Consider the following 17,812-nt stretch of genomic DNA (forward strand, 5'->3'; position numbering starts at 1 on the left):
TCTATTTCAATAGGATCCGAAAAATACGCTTCAGAGCGTATTGTTTGAGCAGTATACTCTTTTTTCATTTGAGTATAGCTTAATTCAACAAAATCTTAGACCAGACGCTGCAGCAAAATGATCGTTGGCTGGTCCCGAAGGCAGGGGCGGAACCTCTCCAAATTCATTCATTAATTCTTAATAAACTATGAAAAGAATCACTTTGTTAGTGGCTATTATTAGCTTGAGTTTTTGCGGATTTGCGCAAAATCCACCGTCTACCATTGTCAATACCGGCAACGGTTTAATCTATCATCGCATTCAAACGGTTTCCGAATACCTGTCTTTAGGCGGATCAATTGTAAACGTTCCTCTCGATCCGGCTTGGGGAAAGAAGTCGAAGTCTGGAAGTACACTTAATTGTGGAAAAGGACAAGGATGCTGTTGGCACTCCGTAGTAGCTCCCGAACCCAACGATATTTTGGGGGAAATTACCTTGGTTGAACAATACGGAGATGACGGATCTTATATGCCGGAAACACCCGGATTATATGCTTATTACAATGCGCAGGTAGATGAAATATTGTTTCACCCTTAAAACGATAGTGAGGCAACCGTTTCCAGGAGCGGTTGCCTTTTTTCTTTCGGTTATGAATATTCGGTCGTTTGTTTGCTTGTTTGGAATATTGCTTCCCTTATTTCTGTTTTCTCAGGCCGTTCAATCTCCCTTTCGCACCGAGCATCCACATGGAGCCAAACTGGATTCGATGGTTCGTACAGAGGTAGGTGGGGCTTTGGACGACAGCTATTTTATCATTACCTATCCCGTTGTTGGGGCTACAACCAGCTGGGTACCTCAATTTGTTGAGACTTATCAATCGGTAAAAAAATTGGGCCGACAGGTTGTTCTCGTTCTTAACAATCAGGGTGGATTAAGGGCCCGGGATTTGCCTTTGTTTCTACAAGAAACCCTCCAACTAAACCAGGAAGAAATTAAAAAAATAACGGTAGTCTCTGATACCCAATTATACCATACCCTCAATCAAAAAACGAACTTGGTCAGGTTGTTCTATTTCTACCGCAGGCATTTGTACTATAATGGCTCCACCAAATGGAATAAAACGAACCCCATATACTTTCCCCGGGAAAGAGTAGAAATAAACTTTGACCGAAAAACCGAGCTGTTGGACATCGATACGCTGCTGGTTCAGGCCAAGGATCCAGTATTTAAGTACCAGCCAAATCAGTGGTTGCTGCTGACCAATACGCGAAACGAAATTGTACGGATCCATTCCATTTCGGGTAAGGCAGAGTTACTTTTAAATGTATCCAAACGGTACAGTGCTGCAGATTTATACTGCACCTTTTTTGCCCGCAACGATTCTTCAAAATGCCGTTACGCCCAGGAATATGAGCCCAAAGTACGTGCCACCGGAAGAAAAATCGTTCGGGTATCGTCGGTTCATCCCTTGGGAAAGGATACCCTGATGTTTACCCTCCAACTCGAGGTAATGGAGGTCAACGAGGAGGTATTTGCCTTCAAAAATGATCAAGGAGACTCCACCCTTATTAATAAGGGGCAGTCAGTATTGACTCCCTATTCCTTGCTTGGTTTTTACGACCTGAAAACGGGTGCCATATCATTTAGAAAAGTAGAGGAAGTGTCTCCTCAAGGGCAAAGGGAGCATTATACCATGTTGGAAAACGGATTGCGAGTAGAGCAAAACCGAATCTATACGTCCAGCTTAGTTTACACGCCTGATTCCACCTTGCTCCATTTGACCCAGATCGATTTGACTGATTCGTCAGCCCAGGTGGTAGGCTACCGCGAACCGGCCTCCATCCAATCCGCCAAGTTCGATTTGTTTTATAACCAAACCTTTTTCGTAAACTATTCTTCCCAAAGCTTAGTCATTCTAAATTGTGAGCCCGATCTCTATTTGGAGGGGCAGAATGAAATTCAATCTCGTTTTTTTGGTGACGGACACAAGCCTTACGCCCAGGAGAGTATTCCGTCTTATTTAGAAGACACGTTGACAGCCAAGATCAATTTTCTAATTCACGATGTTAGCCCTATTATAGACGGGAAATTCTTGGCGGCCTACATCAAATACCAAGGTAGACCGCTGCTCGAAATAAAAAACAGGATGCTAAAAACAGTGGACGTCATTGACTTGAGTTACCTGCCGCCATTCGCCAATTACAATGCAGATCCCTTCCGCAACGATATGCAAATTGCCAACGATCGGCTTGTATTTAAGATGATTGAAGGGGATGAGATGTATTGGTATGAATACAAACTTTCCTTGAAGGCCTATTAAGGATGACTATGAGGGTAGGGGAAGCGCTTTCATTACTCGGTGTGATAAAATCTCAAGTTTCCCTAATTTAGTTTTCGGAATAACCCCAAACCACCATTCATGAAAACAACTCTTTTTTTTATCGCGACTATGATAGCCGCCTCTTCGCAATTGTCGGCTCAATCCCTCGTGTGGGCCAAATCCATTGGAGGTTCGTTCATTGATCAGGGAAATGCGATAGCTACCGATCCGTCTGGAAACGTATATACCACGGGTGTTTTTCACCATTCCGTAGATTTCGATCCGGGGTCTGGAACTACGCCCCTTCATTCCTCGGGTAACCGCGATGTGTTTGTACAGAAAATGACCTCTTCGGGTAAAATGCTTTGGGCACACTCATTTGGCGGTAGTGGAAATGATGTGGGACAGTCAATTGCTGCAGATGCCGTGGGTAGTGTGTATACCAAAGGCTATTTCAACGGTACGGTGGATTTTGACCCTGGGCCTGGAAACGAAAGCATCACATCCACAGCCTTTTTTGGAGATGAGATTTTTATTCATAAGATGGATGCCTCCGGAAACTTCGATTGGGTGAAAACGATTGAAGCCAGTTCGTCGGGTTCCCATTCTTTGGTGGTGGATGCCTCTGGAAATGTCTATATCACCGGGCATTTTAGAAGGGAAATAGATTTTGATCCCGGACCTGGAACGGTATTGATTGACCCGGGGAGTAGTCGGGATGCCTTTGTGCTTAAGCTGGATATTTCGGGCGATTTTCTTTGGGTAAAAACCTGGGGTGGAAGTTCTTCGGTGGAAGGGTTGGCCCTGGATGTGGATGGTCAGGGAAATGTGTACACCACGGGATACTTTAAAGGCACTGCCGATTTTGATCCTGGTGCCGGATCAGCGCAACTAACAGCCGCTGGTCACGATGATGTATTCGTCCAGAAATTAGATGCCTCAGGTAACTTCATTTGGGCCAAGGCCTTTGGAGGTAGTAAAGCAGATCGCGGAGTATCTATAAGTGTAAACGCTTCGGGAGAGGTGTATACCACAGGTTATTTCTACGATACCGCCGATTTTGATCCAGGATCGGGGACAAGCAGTTTTACTTCTAAGGGATTGGATGATGTTTATATCCATAAAATGGATGCCAGCGGAAATTTCGTCTGGGTGAAAATCTTCGGCGGACCGAGCAACGATAGTGGTTTGGCCATTGAGGTGGATGATGTAGGAAACGTGATTACTACCGGATACACTTTTGGAGCCGTAGATTTCGATCCGGGTGCAGAAGTAGTTAGCCCGCCTTCCTTTGGAAATCGTGATGCTTTTGTCCACAAGCTGGACGCCTCAGGGAATTTTGTTTGGGTGCAGAGTTTTGGAAACAAAGACGATGATCAGGGTGAAGGAATCGCTATCAATCCCACAGGATACTTGTATTCCACGGGCCATTTCAAAAGAACGGTTGATGTGGATATGGGACCTGGAATTGTAGAGCTTACTTCTGAAGGGTACGATGATATTTTCATCCAGAAGATGAATCTCAATTCGGGCAGTTCAACGAATTCTTTGGAGGATTTTGAGGGACGTGGAATCAGGCTAAAGGCTTACCCGAACCCAACAGAAGGGAAGATTAGACTTACTTTTAATCAAACCATTGATCAGCTGGTGTTGGTGCTCCGGGATATTCATGGTTTGGAGATGGTACGTCAGTATCACGAACACGCGTCCGAACTCGATTTGGAATTTGAAGGGGATTGCGGATTGTACTTTTTAACCGTTCAACTCCCTGAAGGTCAAAAAACTCTGAAGTTGATTAAGCAGTAAGGTTATTATGAAAAGGTTCTTCATTCTTTTGGTTGCGATTGTTACAGGTTTTGCCTTCTGGTCCTTCCTCCCCAAACAAAAGCCACATGAAGTGCTGTCGTATGTGCAGCATGGCAAGGAAACGGTGATTGCCGAGAATCAATCCGAGATATTGATCGATCGGGAAGATTTTGGGCTACGCTTTTTCTCCAAGCGCTATAATTCAGTTAACAAGGAGTATTATTCCGTTCAGATTGCCGCATTTCGGAATAAGGATAGCTGGGAATTGATTCAGGAAGGGCAGAAGCTTAATGAGACCGCTTGCTTTGGTCGAGGCATGGGAATGGCGGCTGGTCAAGCGGGATATGAAGCGCTATTCATTCGAAAAAATGGGCATCACTATTTGTTTTACGAAGACGGTGAATCCGGCAGAGTGGAGCTTTTGGAAGAAAGAGGGGAATACCTCAAGCTGGAGTTTCAGATCTCCCAGTTTTCCTACAACGGAAAGACGGTAGCGGTAGGGCAGTCCAAGTATCCCGAGATCTATTTGGCCATTCTCACCAATCGAAATCTGAACGACAAGATTGACAAAGGTGAGTTGCGGAAACTGAAGGTGCGGTTTAAAAATGGGTAAAAAAAGCAACTCCCACCTCTAAGAGTTGCTTTTCTTAAAACTATTGTCCCGGTTCGGGATCGCAGGGTGGTCCGGCTTTTACCCAACCCGTAGGAGTGACGGTCACGGTTATAGTCTTGGTTAATTGATCCACCACTACATTAACAATGTATTCGTTGCATCCGCAATACCCCGTAAAGGTGTAACTGGCGGGACCATTGGAAAAATCATCGATTCCGTAAGAACCATCAAAACGATAAAAACGGACGTAACCCGCAGTAGCTGCTGAAACGGGTAAATCAATGGTTGATTCTGATGACGTTGGGTAGGCCGAAATGTATTCGTTAGAAGCATTGTTAACAAACATGATCGACCATTCGCAATCGTCCAAATGGGGCCCGTTCCACTGTATGGTCCAGGCATCGGTTTGTGCCATGATTCCTGTGGGAAGCAAGACCATGATTAATAAATATAAATATGATTTCATATTAAAAGGATTAATTGATGCCTACTCGGTTAAAGGTTTTTCGGCTGTCACCTTCTGTAAAGGTCAATATTGGATAAGGACAAACCAACACCAACTTTGAAAGTGGTAGCCAATAGCTTGAAAGTGTATGCTTAGGGTTTGAAAGTGGTTGAATGAGGATTTTCGTACAGGATTAGTCGCTTTTTCCCAAGGCCCGTTTGGTGTAGTTTGACTCAAATCCTTCGGCATGCAACTCTTCCAGAGGCATGTTTTTAAGGAGCGAGTAGCGATCCATTAGGGGCTTGAACTTTTCCCTTCCGTTTTCGGATAAACCATTGTAAAAGAGCCAGAGCAATTCATAGTCGGAAAGTAGTGCTCTAACCATGGAAGTGTAGTGGTAGCGGATTTTGAAATTGGCGACCCAAAGTTTTTTGCTTTCCGTGTGGGTAGGAGGATCTGCGGTAATATTCAAATCTTGTTTGGAAACGAATTCGGTTTCATCAATGAATTTGATGATTCGGTAAAGAGTGCGGAAGTAGTGGCCGAAATCGCCTTTTACCACGGTATAATATTCAAGATAAATTTCATTGAATCTCTCATTCGATTTTAGGTTGCCGACCAGCAATTTATAGTGATGTTTGAATACATCCCTTCCATTTATGGCGACATGTTTCCTATCAGCATGATTGAAAAGGTTTATTTCGAGTTTGTTTTCATCTAAATCTTTTACAATCTCCTGATGTACACTAAGCATTTGAAAGAAGGTGTTTTCGAATCGCTGCATTCGCAATGTTTTACTTTGATCCTCAAATACTTGTCGAGTTAGTTTTAGCTCTTTTCGGGTAAGCTGAAGTTCTTCCTGCTGATTCTTCAGTTCCAGCCGTTGCAGGAGTATGGTTAGGATAATCCCGGCCAGAGCCAATCCGGAATACAGCGCATTTATGGAGCCAAAGAGGTCGCCAAAAGTTCCTCTGCTAATAACGGTATATTCAATGATAAAGGGGGTGAGTACCCAGGTCAGGGTAATGAGCAATACAGACCATTTGGCCACACGGTAAATTCCAGCTTCTTCGTTCAGGTCAAATTTCACAGCTAAATGTTTAAGGTAAAGCTGAAAATTAAGCTTTTATGAAGAACAGTGGAACCTTAGTTCTTAGACATAGTAACGAGTGAGGCAGTAATTTTTGAAATCGATTGAATCTTAAATCTTAAGGTTAAATCTTAAATCTTTAAGTGATACTCAAGGCACCCGCATCATGGATGTTATTCTTCAAACTCCTGAAAATTTAACTTGATCATTTAAAATTCACGAGCTTCGCTCATTCATTTTCCTCCACAAACGCTTTTCCACGCTCAATACTTGAAGAAATCGTTGCTCTGGGAGTCAGGTGGTATTTTTTCTCAAACTTTTGGCAAGCTTCGTAGCTTTTGGTTTCTGAGGTGACGATTTTATCAATCAGATCCACGAGATTATCAAATACTCGGGTCGAGTCTTCAGTGGATTGCTCCTTGTGCATGTACATTTTCTCCCAATAGCTTGGAAGCATAAATTCCTGTTCCATACGAATTTGCTCCAAGGTTACTGCCTTGATGGGGATTTCCGGATCAAACTCGGGCATGTCGAGTAAAGTGGCTTCTAGCTCTTTTTTCTTTTTGAGTTCGGCTTCAATTTTTTCTTTCATCTGCTGTTGCACTTCCATCGGAGGAGGATCATCGGGCATGATGAGGGTGGAATAGGATACCGTGATCAAATTAAACGATTCGGCCGATTCTCCCGTATTTCATGAATCTGACTGTAGTATTCCTCAGCGGCTTGTTTCTGTTCTTCGGAGGGACCAGATTGGCAGGAAGAGAAAAGGGTAAGTACAAGCACAAGTACCAAGCTTAGCTGAGCGTTTAAGTGCGTGGTAAGTTTTGTTGAAATCATATTGTTGGTTTTTAAAGGGAATTAAATGAGTATTACTGGATCAGTAAACGATTCTGAAAGACCCGATGGTGCTGGGAATCTTCAATGATTAATTGATAAACTCCAGGTTCAAATGGATCAATGTTAATTTGCTGTTGAAGGGGACCGGTAAAAACGACTTTTCCTGTGATATCTAACAAGGTCACCCGATACCCTTCCACTAAACTATACGCTGGCCAGATAATATTCACCTTATCGTACGCTGGATTGGGATACAGACTAAAGGCTTCGTCGTTCAATACTGATTCACTTACCGCAACATACAATTCGGCTTCGCAATCGCCGGAGGTTAACTTATAGGATGGTCCACCTGGACTTTCAAAACAGCGCAGATTTCCCGCCGAAGAACCATCGCAGATAATGTAGGTTACTTCAGGATTTAACCCGAGCGCATCAGCGTAACCCAGATTTTCATAGAGCACGCTAAAAATGCCATTGATACCTACGTTTAGGCTGGTGAGGTGAAACTTTTTGAGTCCTTTCAATTCTGCAGGCGTGGTAATGGAATCTACCCGAAGAAGAACGGAGTCCGCATCGTGCCAGTCGTAACGAACCAGAGTGTCTCCTACGTTCACTGTATAATCCGCGTACAATTCGAAGTCAGCGGCATGAGGCAGGTAGCGGTAAGCTTTCCCGTTTTCTTCGTAGAAATAGGAGATGCCGAGTGGTCCGCAGGTCAGGTTTCTATCCCAAACCAGTTTGCTGCAGGTTTTTCCTAAAATCACGGTGTCCTTTACCGCTTCGAGTTTGGTAAAGCCGCTTTCCTTGTCACTACCATACATATCACCGCCGTAGTAAGCTCCAAAGGTCCATTGGCTTCCGACAGGAACTTGTTGACCAAAAGTTAAAAGACTAACCAAGAGTAGAATTGAAAAGGGAAGGAGCAGTTTCATTCCACGAATGTAGAGGATGAAGAGGTATTGGACAAAATTTCTTGGTTTACCGAATAAAGGTCTCCTCCGAATGAGACCTCAGTCGACGTAAATCGTGCTACTTTTGGCCCACAAAACACAACCTTGAGACCATGAAAATAGACTTAAGCGATATTTACTTATTAACCTGGGGCGAACTAACCTATTTTGAATTTGAGGTAAACTTAGGGGTGCAATCCTTGTGGAAGTTTGAGCAGAACTTGACATCGTCGTTAGCCGATTCACTAAGCGAATTCAAACAGGCCATCGAATCAGACGAAACGCTTAAGGCACAGGAACCGGAATTTGAAGGGCAATACTTCTATCAGTTTTATGGGCAGGAAGAACAGATTTTAGAAGAGCTGCGCAATCGTCAAAACCATGCCTTAACCTTGTCGATATACTCCTTTTTTGAAGGGCAATTGAGATCGATGTGTGGCTTGATTGAGAGCTCTTTTGATTTTAAAATTAAATTGAAGGATCTTGGAAGTCAGGAGGATTTAATGCTTTATTGGAACTACCTGACTAAGGTGTATGAGATAAACCCGGGCACTTTGGAGAAGTTCTTTACCCCGATAAAACAAAATAAGGTTATCCGGAATGCTATTGCCCACCAAGGTGGCGTACTCAATAACAATCAGTACAAAAAAGCGGATAAAAGAAAGGAGATTGGATTGCAGTTTCCAGTGGTGCACAACGGGTATAGCATTGAATTTGTAGAATCCCGGTTTTTTCAATTCCTGCTGACCCAAATGGATGAATTTTTGAAAGAGCTTATTCTTTGTGTTGACAAAAGATACATTGAGCTTACGGGAGAGGAATGGGGTAAACCGGCCGAATCATAAGTCAATCCATTTTAAGATTTGTCTTTAATCCGATCACTTAAGCTTGAAACCGCTCGAATCACGCACCGTTCCGCATAATTCGTAGATTTCCAATGCCCGGGTGCCCAGCCTTGAAGAAATCGCTCAAAATCTGCTCTTGCAACCACGTAGAGCGGCCTCCAATCGGCTTCAAGAGCTTCTGTGTCCATATTTGGGTGTTCTTGTCGAACGGTATCTTTAAGGTCCTTGAAATAAGCATCCAACAGATCCGATTCCTGAGCAAGGGATAGGTCACCCGGAATGCAGCTCAGTAGATAGGCTACATCTTTCATCCCACATCCGCCGCCCACGTATTGAAAGTCTACCGCCGCCACACGTCCATCTGGAGCAAAACAAAAATTGGCGTATTTCGCATCTCCGTGCACCAAGGTTTGAAATCGGCTACCTTTCAGGGTTTGGTGCAACATAGATGCCGCATCTTTGAGTGGACCTGAAGGCATTTTGTCGTACTCCTCGGTACGGGTTTCCAGCTGCCAATAGGTTCCTATCGGCCAAAGCCCCTTAGTGATTTCTTCAGATTGAGTCTGTAAAAATCGGCTGTGAAAATGAGCCAGCCAACTCAAGCACTTTTTTAGCTCAACAGGGGTGAGGTGATTTTTGCGCAAAGGATAACCAGCTTGATCCAAATCTTCCATGACCAAGAGCATACCGCCCGAGATCTCTTTATGGCCCAGGTATTGGGGAATTCGACATGAATCATCACCTCGTTTAGCCAGATTGGCGTACCAATGGCATTCTACCTCGTAGGACTTCAATTTTCTCTGATGCCCCAATTCACTGTTCCAGCCTCGTGGATGCTGCGCCCCAAGCGGTGGGGTAATACGTTTAACGATGACTGAATCGTAGGAACTTCCCTGCAGTTTTACCCGTAGCAGGCTACCATAGCCCGACCAGAGCGATTGTATGATCTCCCATTTTTCAACTGAATCGAAGGAGAGAATGGATTTTAATTCCGTTTCGAGGGATGTTTTCATCGGCCACAAAATTAGGTTTTGTGAGGATTGAGGTTAACTCAATATCAGACTAAGTAATTTCCCTAAAAGGCAGGGCAACCCATCCAATGTTTGGATCTCCGTTTTCCGTTCCGTTTGCGAGGGTTAAACCAGTGAAACCAGCTCTTTTTAACCTGTTCTTCCGGTTCTGGAACATCACTCACTGAATAAACCGTTACCTGATGGTGCTGTTCATTCTTCGTTTGAATGGAATCCACCTGAACGGGGTCTACCGTCTGTGCCTGAAGGGGCTTCACGGAAAAGCCGAGGAGTGAAATACCCGTCAACAAGGCAAATGCAAATCGATTCCATCCCTTATATCGGGCTGGTGCCTCAAGCTGATCTTCGTTGAAAATGCCACAAAAATGAGGATCTTCAATGGCCTCAATTTCCGCCTGACTTTTCGCTCGACAGTCGATGAGGTGCTTTTGGCATCCCTTGCAAAAGAAGGCTTGACCATCTTTACTCTTAAGTTGGGATAAGGCTACAGGGCAGGGATGAGGTAGATGCATTCAAATTCGTTTTTAGTTCTGTTTAAGGTCATTGGCGGTCCATTCATGAGGCAGATTCAAATCCACCCGACCATGGAACCAGCTATTCTTTTTCTCCGAAAAAGTCTTCTTTTTCGTTTGTGGCGAACCGGAAGAGCTTCTTCCTCAGAGGATTCGTCAATTGCCGGGCTAACCGAGATCACAGTAACTTCCTGATTTTTCTCCGGCTTGGCCTGAACCGAGTCTACCTGAATAGGTTCGGTAGTTTGCGCAGAAAGAGGTTTCACCGAAAAACCGATTAGGGAAAGCAAGGCCAAAGCCGAGAATAGCATCTGGTTCCAACCGGAATATCTCTTTTGATCAGGAAGTTGATCGAGATCAAACACACCGCATAGGTCTTTTCCCGCACAAGCCCGGATTTCCGCCTCAGATTTTCCTCTAAAGTCAACAAGGTTTCGGGCACAAGCCGAGCATGAAAAAGAGCCATCCTTATTCTCCAGGCGAGATAGGGCCATTGGGCAGGGGTGTTTGAGTTCCATAACTGCTTCGTTTTAAGAATGAACAGGAATTAGAAACAAACCGTTTGGCAAAATTCGGATCCAGCAAGCATACAACGGAAATCGGGTGCGCGTTTAAACGCGCACCTGAGTTCCCAAAAGTAAACTCTCCGGGAGGTCCACCTCTCGGAGAGAATCCACTCACCATCATCAATATTTCCATAAATTAGCTCGTCAAACCAACTTAAACTAACTATGGGCCTCAAGAATCCAATGCATCCAGGCAATACCTATTTTCACAATCAGGTGCGCGTTTAAACGCGTACCTGAGTTGTGGTTGATTTCCAAAACTTTAATTGTATACCTTAGCCCTTCAAACCAACCTTTATGTCCGAAAAGTATAAGTTTAGAAATCCCGATGGGATCTATTTCACTACGTCCACCGTTGTTGGCTGGATCGATTTGTTTACCAGAGAAAACTACCGAAATTTAATTCTTGATTCCTTGCAATATTGCCAAAAGGAAAAGGGACTGATCATTCATGCCTGGGTCATCATGTCCAATCATATTCATCTTATGGTTAGTAATGATGGTAGGCAAGAATTGGGTGCTGTTATGCGAGATTTTAAAAGACATACTAGCGTCCAAATTATCAAAGAGATCAAAGCAATTCAAGAGAGTAGAAGAGAATGGATTTTGGCTGAGTTTAAAAAAGCAGGAGATCGTATCAAGCGAAACAACGGTTACAAAGTTTGGAGGGATGGCAATCATCCAGTTGAGTTATGGAGCAACGAAATGATAGACCAAAGATTAAATTACATCCATTTAAATCCGGTGAAGGCTGGGTTAGTTGCAGATCCAATTCATTATTTGCATAGTAGCGCCAAGGACTACGCCGGTGAAAAAGGAGAATTGCAGCTCCTTTTAATCGATTAAATACAAAGTCTTTTTCAAAAATGGACCTCCGAAAAAGGCTTAGGGAAACCCAAAAGAGACTTTGTAAAACTCATAATCAAACCCTACTACTCACTCAAAACATTCGCCACATCTTCCATCATTCGGAGGTAAACTTCCCACTCATCGCGCTCCATTAAAAAGACGGTGATTGATGCGTTCAATTCGGGAAAGTATTGCGACGTTGTACCCCAAAAACCACCGTGGCCGTAGGCTTCATGTTTGCCCAAAACTCGTCGTTCTATTCCGAGTCTATAATCTGTTGATCCTGAATCCGGTGTAATGGTTTGAGTGAATATTTTGTTTAGGGTTTCTTTTTGATCAAAAACTTGTCCGCTAAACAGGGCTTGAGTAAAGTGATTCAAGTCCTTTGCAGTAGCTGCAATTCCACCGCCGCCATATAGGTCAAAGGTAGGGTGTAGGGTATACGTGTTCACCTGATATTGAGTCGCAAATTGTTGGACCAAAGGAGGCAAATCCTGAGGCATTTCTTCCAGGCCATGAAACCAGGTATGTTTTAGGTCTAACGCTTCATACTTCAGCAACTTTCGAATGGCCAGCTCAAATGAAACGTCCAATTGGGATTCCATAATCTCAGTGAGCAATAGGTAATTCACTTCTGAATAGCTAAAGGATTTGCCCGGCGAATCAAGTGGATTTCCTTCTTCCATCGCCAGGGCTATCTGTTCATCACGAGACCAGTGATAATCTGGGTTTTCGACCGATCGTTTGAGAAATGTTGGAGCCTGCGAATAATCGAATAACCCACTTGTGTGCGACAAAAGATGTTGAACGTTAATAGAGTCTGTGGTATATCCCGATCGATTGAGTAATTCCCTGCTGCGTTCAGAAATCAACTCAGTAATGGCAGATTCCAGTGAAAAGTAGTCCTGTTCGATTAATCGAAGCGTGGCTGCTGCTACATAGGTTTTGGTGTTACTCGCTATCCAGGCTGGGAAATGAGATTCCAATTGGCGACCGGCCGAATCTGCAGATCCTACTGCACCGCCCCAGAACAAGTGAAGGTCGGGAGCATCAATTTGAAGGATAATGCCCTTCGTATTAGGATGATTGGCAAAGGTGGTGTCCAGAATTAGCTGGAATTTCTTTTCCATGGTCAAGGTTTGTTTTTCAGGTTCGGATGAAGGCTTAGAAGTGGAGGTGCAAGCTCCGAAAATGGCAGTAATGAGAAGAAACGCTGCTATAGATTTCCAATAAGTCATACTGGGTATAACGATCCCAAAATTAAGTAAATAGCCAAGCCTGCCCATCCCAATTCGATGGCGATAAACAACACCGGATTTTGTTTCCAGCTCACCGTTTCGATCAGGTGGGTTTTTCCAGAATAAATGTCGATACCTGCCCAAAAAAGAAGGGCAAGACCCCATACCCAATACAGGTCATAGATGGTGGCGTATGCCAGTACGGCCAAGGCCAACATGGGTTTCCATTGCCATTTAGAGGGATTCATGAGCCGCGATTACCCGATCGAATTCTACTAAGGGTTTCAATGCTAATGCCCAGCATCGATGCGATGTGGCCGATTTTGGCCCGCAATTCGATTTCTGGAAAATAGGAGAGGAGTAGCTCGTATTTTTCACGAGCCGATAGGAAGTAATACCCGCGGCTAAAATAGTCGAGGAAGGCAAACTGCTCCTGCATGAGCAAGCGGCCAAAACGGTCCAAATTGGGATAGCTCTTATACAGGCTTTGTAATTGTTCGTGACTAATGGCCATCAATTCACAATCTTCCAGGCATTGCACATACTCGGGAGAGGGCTCTTGTCTCAAAAAACTGTACCAACCCGTGGCAAATAAACCTTCTGGATAAATCCAGCTGGTTATTTCTCGAGTGTCTGTTTCGCTGTACGTGCGAATCAGTCCTTTTTGAATGAAGTACAGGTAGCGAGCCGTTTGATTCGCTTTGATGATGACTTCATTTTTAGCCCCTGAAACGGGTTTAAAGGCGCTTACTACTGCATCTCTTTCCTCTGCGTTCAAAGAGACCCTTTCTTCTATGTATCCGAGCAATTCTGACATTACTGAGCCAATTTAGATTTTTTGACTTAGATCAAAACCATTTTTTTCGGCTTCCTTTAGGTTTGCATGGCATCTTATGGTCCAAATTTTATTCGTGAATCGCTTTTTTCTTCCCTTACTGGCAGTTTTTGTTCTTTCCTTGTCCGCACGTAGCCTTCATGCTCAATACAGCAATTACGACGAAATTTTTCAGGTTTCCGGTATGTCCTTTGGAACAGCCGAGTTGAATCAATCCAAGTTGTCGATCGATCAGCGGCAATGGGGAATTTCAGGCGGATACGGATGGGATTTAAATGATCGATCCGATCGATTGACTTTGGCCGCATCTTACGATTACCTTTCGCTGGAGCATGGTGGACCCATAACTCAACCTCTGGACATTCATCAGGTATTTGTGGGGGCCGAGTTTCTCAAAACCTGGAAGAACCCCTATTGGGGGAGTACCATTTCCGCCTATTTCGGACTCTCTTCCGATTTTGACACCTTGTACAATTCGTCTTTTCAATCGGCCATTACCGGTATGGTTCATTATGGAAAAAGCAACGACTTAATCTGGTCGGCAGGAATATTTTATTCAGATCAACCTTTCGGACCCTGGGTTTTTCCCATTCTCGGAGTAGACTGGAAGTTTTCCAAACGAGGGTACCTCTCCTTTTTTCCCATGTATCGTATCTACCTGGAGTACGGTTTAAAGCTCGATCATCTGTACATTGGCCTGGAGAGCTTGGCCGAAGGAATGAGTTTTAACCTGTCTGAATTTCAAGGGCAAACCGATTCTTATCTAACCACTTTCTCCGACCAATTTCCCTATTATCCTTATAACAACACCCTCTTTATAGATTGGTATATCAAGAAGAATTACGTTCTGTTTCTCAAAGGAGGATGGACTCTGGGCCGCGAATTCCGGCACTACACCTCAAATCATGATGAACTGACCACCAGCGTGTACAACAGTAGCATTTCCAACGCCCTGATTCTTCAGGCCGGATTTGCCATCCGATTCCGCAAGTTTTAGTTCTGGTGCTCAATACCCGTTACCCGTAAGCTCTTTTGCTCTTTAGCACCAATACTCACTTTTTGACTAATGCTGGATATATCGCCCTTGGAGGCATACATATCCTTGTTTACGTCGGCAATCACCGTTAGGTAGTAATCCCCTGGATGTAAGTAGGTGATCTCAAAAGAAGAAGTGCCTGGTTCCAGTTCTGGAAACAACAGTAAACCATTGTAGAGGTCTTCTTTGATGTAGCCGTGCTCCATGATGAATTCGCCTTGATCATTGGTCAATGGTTTTTGGGTCAGGTAGACTTCCAGCTTATGGCCTTTGATTTTTTCATTTTGTTCAATTTCCAGGTTCAATCGACCGAGGTAGGGGATGTCGTCAATGGTTACGGGATCTCCTGCTTCATGAGCCAGTGTAATGATCTCTTTTCCTTGACCTTCAGACATGTACGTAAAGGATGAAATGACAGGATATTCTTCGCCCCAATCCGGTGTTGGTAATCCATTGGGAAAACTAAAGGCAGCTTCGTTTTTAGGATAACCTACTTTTTCGGCAGCTTGTTGAGCCAATTCCGGATGCATTTTTTTAGCTTCAAATTCCATGTGCAGTTTAGGAGGAGATTGCAATCCCAATCGACTGGTGTAGGACTTAAATACCAATTCGTTATCCGTAAACGTTAGTTCCATCCACATGATGTCTGTACTACCATAGGCATCTACCAATCGATAGTAATGGCCATTTCCACGTTTTTCGGCTTTATCCATGACGAAGTAGCTGGTTCGGTAAATACCTTGCAGAATACCCCCATTACGAGCCATAATCCGCTTTTCTCCTTGATAGTCGGCAATGAAAAAGGAGGTAAATAGATTTCCCATAGAACCCCCTTCGAAAATTCCATGAACGTGGGAGGGTGAAATGGGGCGGTAGTCGAAGCAAAACCATGGGTATTTGATGCCCATGATGTTCATTTTACCTACCCAATGTCCTGGCATGTGGTCAAAAAAGGCGAGGGCCGATTCATCCATTCCAGCGGGTGCAATCGTTGGAGGAGTCCAATCGTAGGTAGAAGAAGATTCTTTTTCAGTAGCCGCAGCACTTGTAGCAGAGGGAGAATTTTCTGGAAAGCCGTTTTTGGCCCATAGCAAGATTTTTTTGCGTTCTTCCCGAGGCATTAGTCCCGATTGTGGCATGGGATTTTCAGCGTCCATAATGCGTTTTAGCAAGGGGCCGTGTTCTGCTGCTTTTCTCACCGCCGAATATTCCGTTAAATCCAGGCCGGCACTGGCATTTTCGCCACGGTGGCAAGTGGTGCAGTAATCTCGAATAATAGGACGAACATCCGATTGGTAAGCGATCTCTTGATCAGGTTTGCTTTCTGGCGTGCGTTCGCCGTTTTTACAAGCTCCGGCAACCAGAGCCATAAGCAACAAAGTATTGGAAGAAAAGGTGACTATTTTCATACAAATGGGGTCTTTCGACATTTACAAAATACAAAGGACTATCTAATCCCATCCATATGTTTTGATCCAAGTCAAAAAAATGCCGTAATTCCGGCACTCTACCTTTCGTTTATCGTTAATTCATGTAAGCTGGCTGTCATTTTTTCCTTTCCCTTGACTTTGCGTGCAACATTTCCCATTTTTCAATCGTACATGGTTTTTCTTGTTGATCAGGAAGCCAATTTATTAGGAATTACAGGGAAGTCTAAGAACTGAATGGAGAGAGCAGTTTTATTCTTGTGCGGGATACTATTATGGGGAGTGCTGAGTGCTCAAACGACGGTTACCAAAAGTTGGACCGGATCATTGATCATTGATAATGGATCGGGTAACCCACCATCGGTTACGTTTACCAGTGGAGTTGATTTTCCTGCCAATTTTGTCATTACATCGGTGAGTGCCAGTGTGAGTTTTTCCAAGGTGGACAATACATGCGCTAGTCCTGGAGCGGGGAACCCTTACAACGAAGAGATTCGATTTATACTAAGAGGACCATCCAGTTTACCCACCGCCAATCGCCGGTTGATCAACTTCGATGAATTTACCAGTACAACCAATGGGGGAGCGGTAACCATGAGTTTCTCGAACTCCACGCCTTTACCCACTTTCCCGACTACAGGTACCTATGCATCCTCTCAGGCTTTAACGGTATATGCCGGGGAAAGTCCTTTTGGAAGTTGGTTTATACGGGGACGTGACAATTTTGCCGATGATCCTCTTTGCTATACTGGTTACAGCATCTCCATCACAGCAAGCTCGCCCTTACCGGTAAATTTGGTAGAGTGGAAGGTGGAAAAGGACAATCGCGGAAATCGATTACTATCCTGGGCTACTTCCAGCGAAATCAACAATGATCGATTTTTAATAGAGCGTAGCTTAGATGGAAGAAATTGGCTGCCCATCCATTCGCAAAAGGGATCTGGAACGGTAAATACCCGCAAGGAGTACGAGTTCTTGGATCAAACCCCCTTGAGTGAATCGCATTACTATCGCCTTACCCAGATCGATTTTGATGGAACGTTGGAGCGCTTCAAAATTCTGTATGTAGAGCAGGAAGAAGAATCCTACGAAGGGGCAACGCCTAAGTTGAAAGTAAATCGACAGCCTGGCAATCCGGATGAGCGCCTGGTTGAATTGAGTTATGCCCGTCAATTTGAAAACCTCATGTTGGTGGACATTATGGGCCACATAGTCCGTGAAATGCCTATTTCAGAATCGGAAAAGGAGGCGGAAATTGTCTTGGATCTCGCTGGACTTCCTAAGGGCATGTATCTACTTTCGGGAACCGTTTCTGAAGGTAGAGTAGTACCACAGCGGATTCTGTATTGATTCTCGAAAATTTCCTTAAAATTCTACCCTTTACGTTCAGCTGAAAGATCCTACCATCTATCTTTGACCCCACCTGAATCAA

General features: G+C 44.1%; 20 protein-coding genes. 8 read left to right on the forward strand and 12 right to left on the reverse strand.

What is annotated here, in order from left to right:
- The first annotated feature begins 187 nt into the window (after positions 1-187).
- The 4 genes from KFE98_16925 to KFE98_16940 all read left to right on the forward strand — a co-directional run bounded on the left by KFE98_16925 (position 188) and on the right by KFE98_16940 (position 4,719).
- On the forward strand, positions 188-577 hold the full coding sequence (locus KFE98_16925) for a hypothetical protein (protein UTW61675.1): 390 nt from the start codon (positions 188-190) through the stop codon (positions 575-577).
- Positions 555-2,300 carry a hypothetical protein gene (locus KFE98_16930; protein ID UTW61676.1) on the forward strand — a complete coding sequence of 582 codons (1,746 nt, stop codon included), beginning with the start codon at positions 555-557 and terminating at the stop codon, positions 2,298-2,300. The genes KFE98_16925 and KFE98_16930 overlap by 23 nt, the downstream gene beginning before the upstream one ends.
- A 99-nt stretch (positions 2,301-2,399) precedes the next feature.
- A complete protein-coding gene (locus tag KFE98_16935) occupies positions 2,400-4,106 on the forward strand; it encodes an SBBP repeat-containing protein (GenBank protein UTW61677.1) in 1,707 nt (568 codons plus the stop codon).
- A 7-nt stretch (positions 4,107-4,113) separates the two neighbouring features.
- Complete coding sequence (locus KFE98_16940) at positions 4,114-4,719, forward strand: hypothetical protein (GenBank protein ID UTW61678.1); 606 nt, start codon at positions 4,114-4,116, stop codon at positions 4,717-4,719.
- Positions 4,720-4,759: 40 nt separating this feature from the next.
- Here KFE98_16940 and KFE98_16945 read toward each other — a convergent pair whose 3' ends face one another.
- The 5 genes from KFE98_16945 to KFE98_16965 form a co-directional block, all read right to left on the reverse strand.
- Entirely contained in the window at positions 4,760-5,185 is a 426-nt protein-coding gene (locus KFE98_16945; GenBank protein ID UTW61679.1) for a hypothetical protein, read from the reverse strand.
- A 172-nt stretch (positions 5,186-5,357) separates the two neighbouring features.
- On the reverse strand, positions 5,358-6,254 hold the full coding sequence (locus KFE98_16950; protein UTW61680.1) for a putative phage abortive infection protein: 897 nt from the start codon (positions 6,252-6,254) through the stop codon (positions 5,358-5,360).
- A gap of 229 nt (positions 6,255-6,483) precedes the next feature.
- On the reverse strand, positions 6,484-6,915 hold the full coding sequence (locus tag KFE98_16955) for a hypothetical protein (GenBank protein UTW61681.1): 432 nt from the start codon (positions 6,913-6,915) through the stop codon (positions 6,484-6,486).
- Positions 6,912-7,091: a hypothetical protein gene (locus KFE98_16960; protein UTW61682.1), complete on the reverse strand. Its 180-nt coding sequence runs from the start codon at positions 7,089-7,091 to the stop codon at positions 6,912-6,914. Before KFE98_16960 ends, KFE98_16955 begins: the two co-directional genes overlap by 4 nt.
- Positions 7,092-7,123: 32 nt before the next feature.
- Positions 7,124-8,023 (reverse strand): T9SS type A sorting domain-containing protein, encoded by a 900-nt coding sequence (locus KFE98_16965; GenBank protein ID UTW61683.1) that lies wholly within the window; start codon positions 8,021-8,023, stop codon positions 7,124-7,126.
- A gap of 131 nt (positions 8,024-8,154) precedes the next feature.
- Here KFE98_16965 and KFE98_16970 point away from each other — a divergent pair, with 131 nt between their 5' ends.
- A complete protein-coding gene (locus tag KFE98_16970; GenBank protein UTW61684.1) occupies positions 8,155-8,886 on the forward strand; it encodes a hypothetical protein in 732 nt (243 codons plus the stop codon).
- Between the two features lie 11 nt (positions 8,887-8,897).
- Here KFE98_16970 and KFE98_16975 read toward each other — a convergent pair whose 3' ends face one another.
- The 3 genes from KFE98_16975 to KFE98_16985 form a co-directional block, all read right to left on the reverse strand.
- The gene (locus KFE98_16975) at positions 8,898-9,899 is read right to left on the reverse strand and encodes a phosphotransferase (GenBank protein UTW61685.1); all 1,002 of its coding nucleotides are present in this window, start codon (positions 9,897-9,899) and stop codon (positions 8,898-8,900) included.
- 62 nt (positions 9,900-9,961) lie between these two features.
- Positions 9,962-10,429: a hypothetical protein gene (locus tag KFE98_16980; GenBank protein ID UTW61686.1), complete on the reverse strand. Its 468-nt coding sequence runs from the start codon at positions 10,427-10,429 to the stop codon at positions 9,962-9,964.
- Between the two features lie 56 nt (positions 10,430-10,485).
- Complete coding sequence (locus tag KFE98_16985) at positions 10,486-10,947, reverse strand: hypothetical protein (GenBank protein ID UTW61687.1); 462 nt, start codon at positions 10,945-10,947, stop codon at positions 10,486-10,488.
- A gap of 345 nt (positions 10,948-11,292) precedes the next feature.
- Here KFE98_16985 and KFE98_16990 point away from each other — a divergent pair, with 345 nt between their 5' ends.
- The gene (locus KFE98_16990) at positions 11,293-11,841 is read left to right on the forward strand and encodes a transposase (GenBank protein ID UTW61688.1); all 549 of its coding nucleotides are present in this window, start codon (positions 11,293-11,295) and stop codon (positions 11,839-11,841) included.
- Positions 11,842-11,927: 86 nt separating this feature from the next.
- On the opposite strand, the gene KFE98_16995 is transcribed toward KFE98_16990, so the two are convergent.
- From KFE98_16995 to KFE98_17005, 3 genes are read right to left on the reverse strand one after another with little or no spacing between them, the layout of a single operon-like run.
- Positions 11,928-13,082, reverse strand: coding sequence for a beta-lactamase family protein (locus KFE98_16995; GenBank protein ID UTW61689.1), 1,155 nt, complete (start codon positions 13,080-13,082; stop codon positions 11,928-11,930).
- Positions 13,079-13,330: a hypothetical protein gene (locus KFE98_17000; protein ID UTW61690.1), complete on the reverse strand. Its 252-nt coding sequence runs from the start codon at positions 13,328-13,330 to the stop codon at positions 13,079-13,081. The genes KFE98_16995 and KFE98_17000 overlap by 4 nt, the downstream gene beginning before the upstream one ends.
- Positions 13,327-13,899 (reverse strand): Crp/Fnr family transcriptional regulator, encoded by a 573-nt coding sequence (locus KFE98_17005; GenBank protein UTW61691.1) that lies wholly within the window; start codon positions 13,897-13,899, stop codon positions 13,327-13,329. The genes KFE98_17000 and KFE98_17005 overlap by 4 nt, the downstream gene beginning before the upstream one ends.
- 94 nt (positions 13,900-13,993) lie before the next feature.
- Here KFE98_17005 and KFE98_17010 point away from each other — a divergent pair, with 94 nt between their 5' ends.
- A complete protein-coding gene (locus KFE98_17010) occupies positions 13,994-14,914 on the forward strand; it encodes a hypothetical protein (GenBank protein ID UTW61692.1) in 921 nt (306 codons plus the stop codon).
- On the opposite strand, the gene KFE98_17015 is transcribed toward KFE98_17010, so the two are convergent.
- Positions 14,911-16,362: a hypothetical protein gene (locus tag KFE98_17015; protein ID UTW61693.1), complete on the reverse strand. Its 1,452-nt coding sequence runs from the start codon at positions 16,360-16,362 to the stop codon at positions 14,911-14,913. The two genes, KFE98_17010 and KFE98_17015, sit on opposite strands and share 4 nt — an antisense overlap.
- A 255-nt stretch (positions 16,363-16,617) precedes the next feature.
- On the opposite strand from KFE98_17015, the gene KFE98_17020 reads away from it, so the two are divergent.
- Positions 16,618-17,730: a hypothetical protein gene (locus KFE98_17020; GenBank protein ID UTW61694.1), complete on the forward strand. Its 1,113-nt coding sequence runs from the start codon at positions 16,618-16,620 to the stop codon at positions 17,728-17,730.
- Positions 17,731-17,812 lie beyond the last annotated feature (82 nt).

The sequence above is a fragment of the bacterium SCSIO 12741 genome (assembly GCA_024398055.1).
GTDB lineage: Bacteria > Bacteroidota > Bacteroidia > Flavobacteriales_G > Salibacteraceae > SCSIO-12741.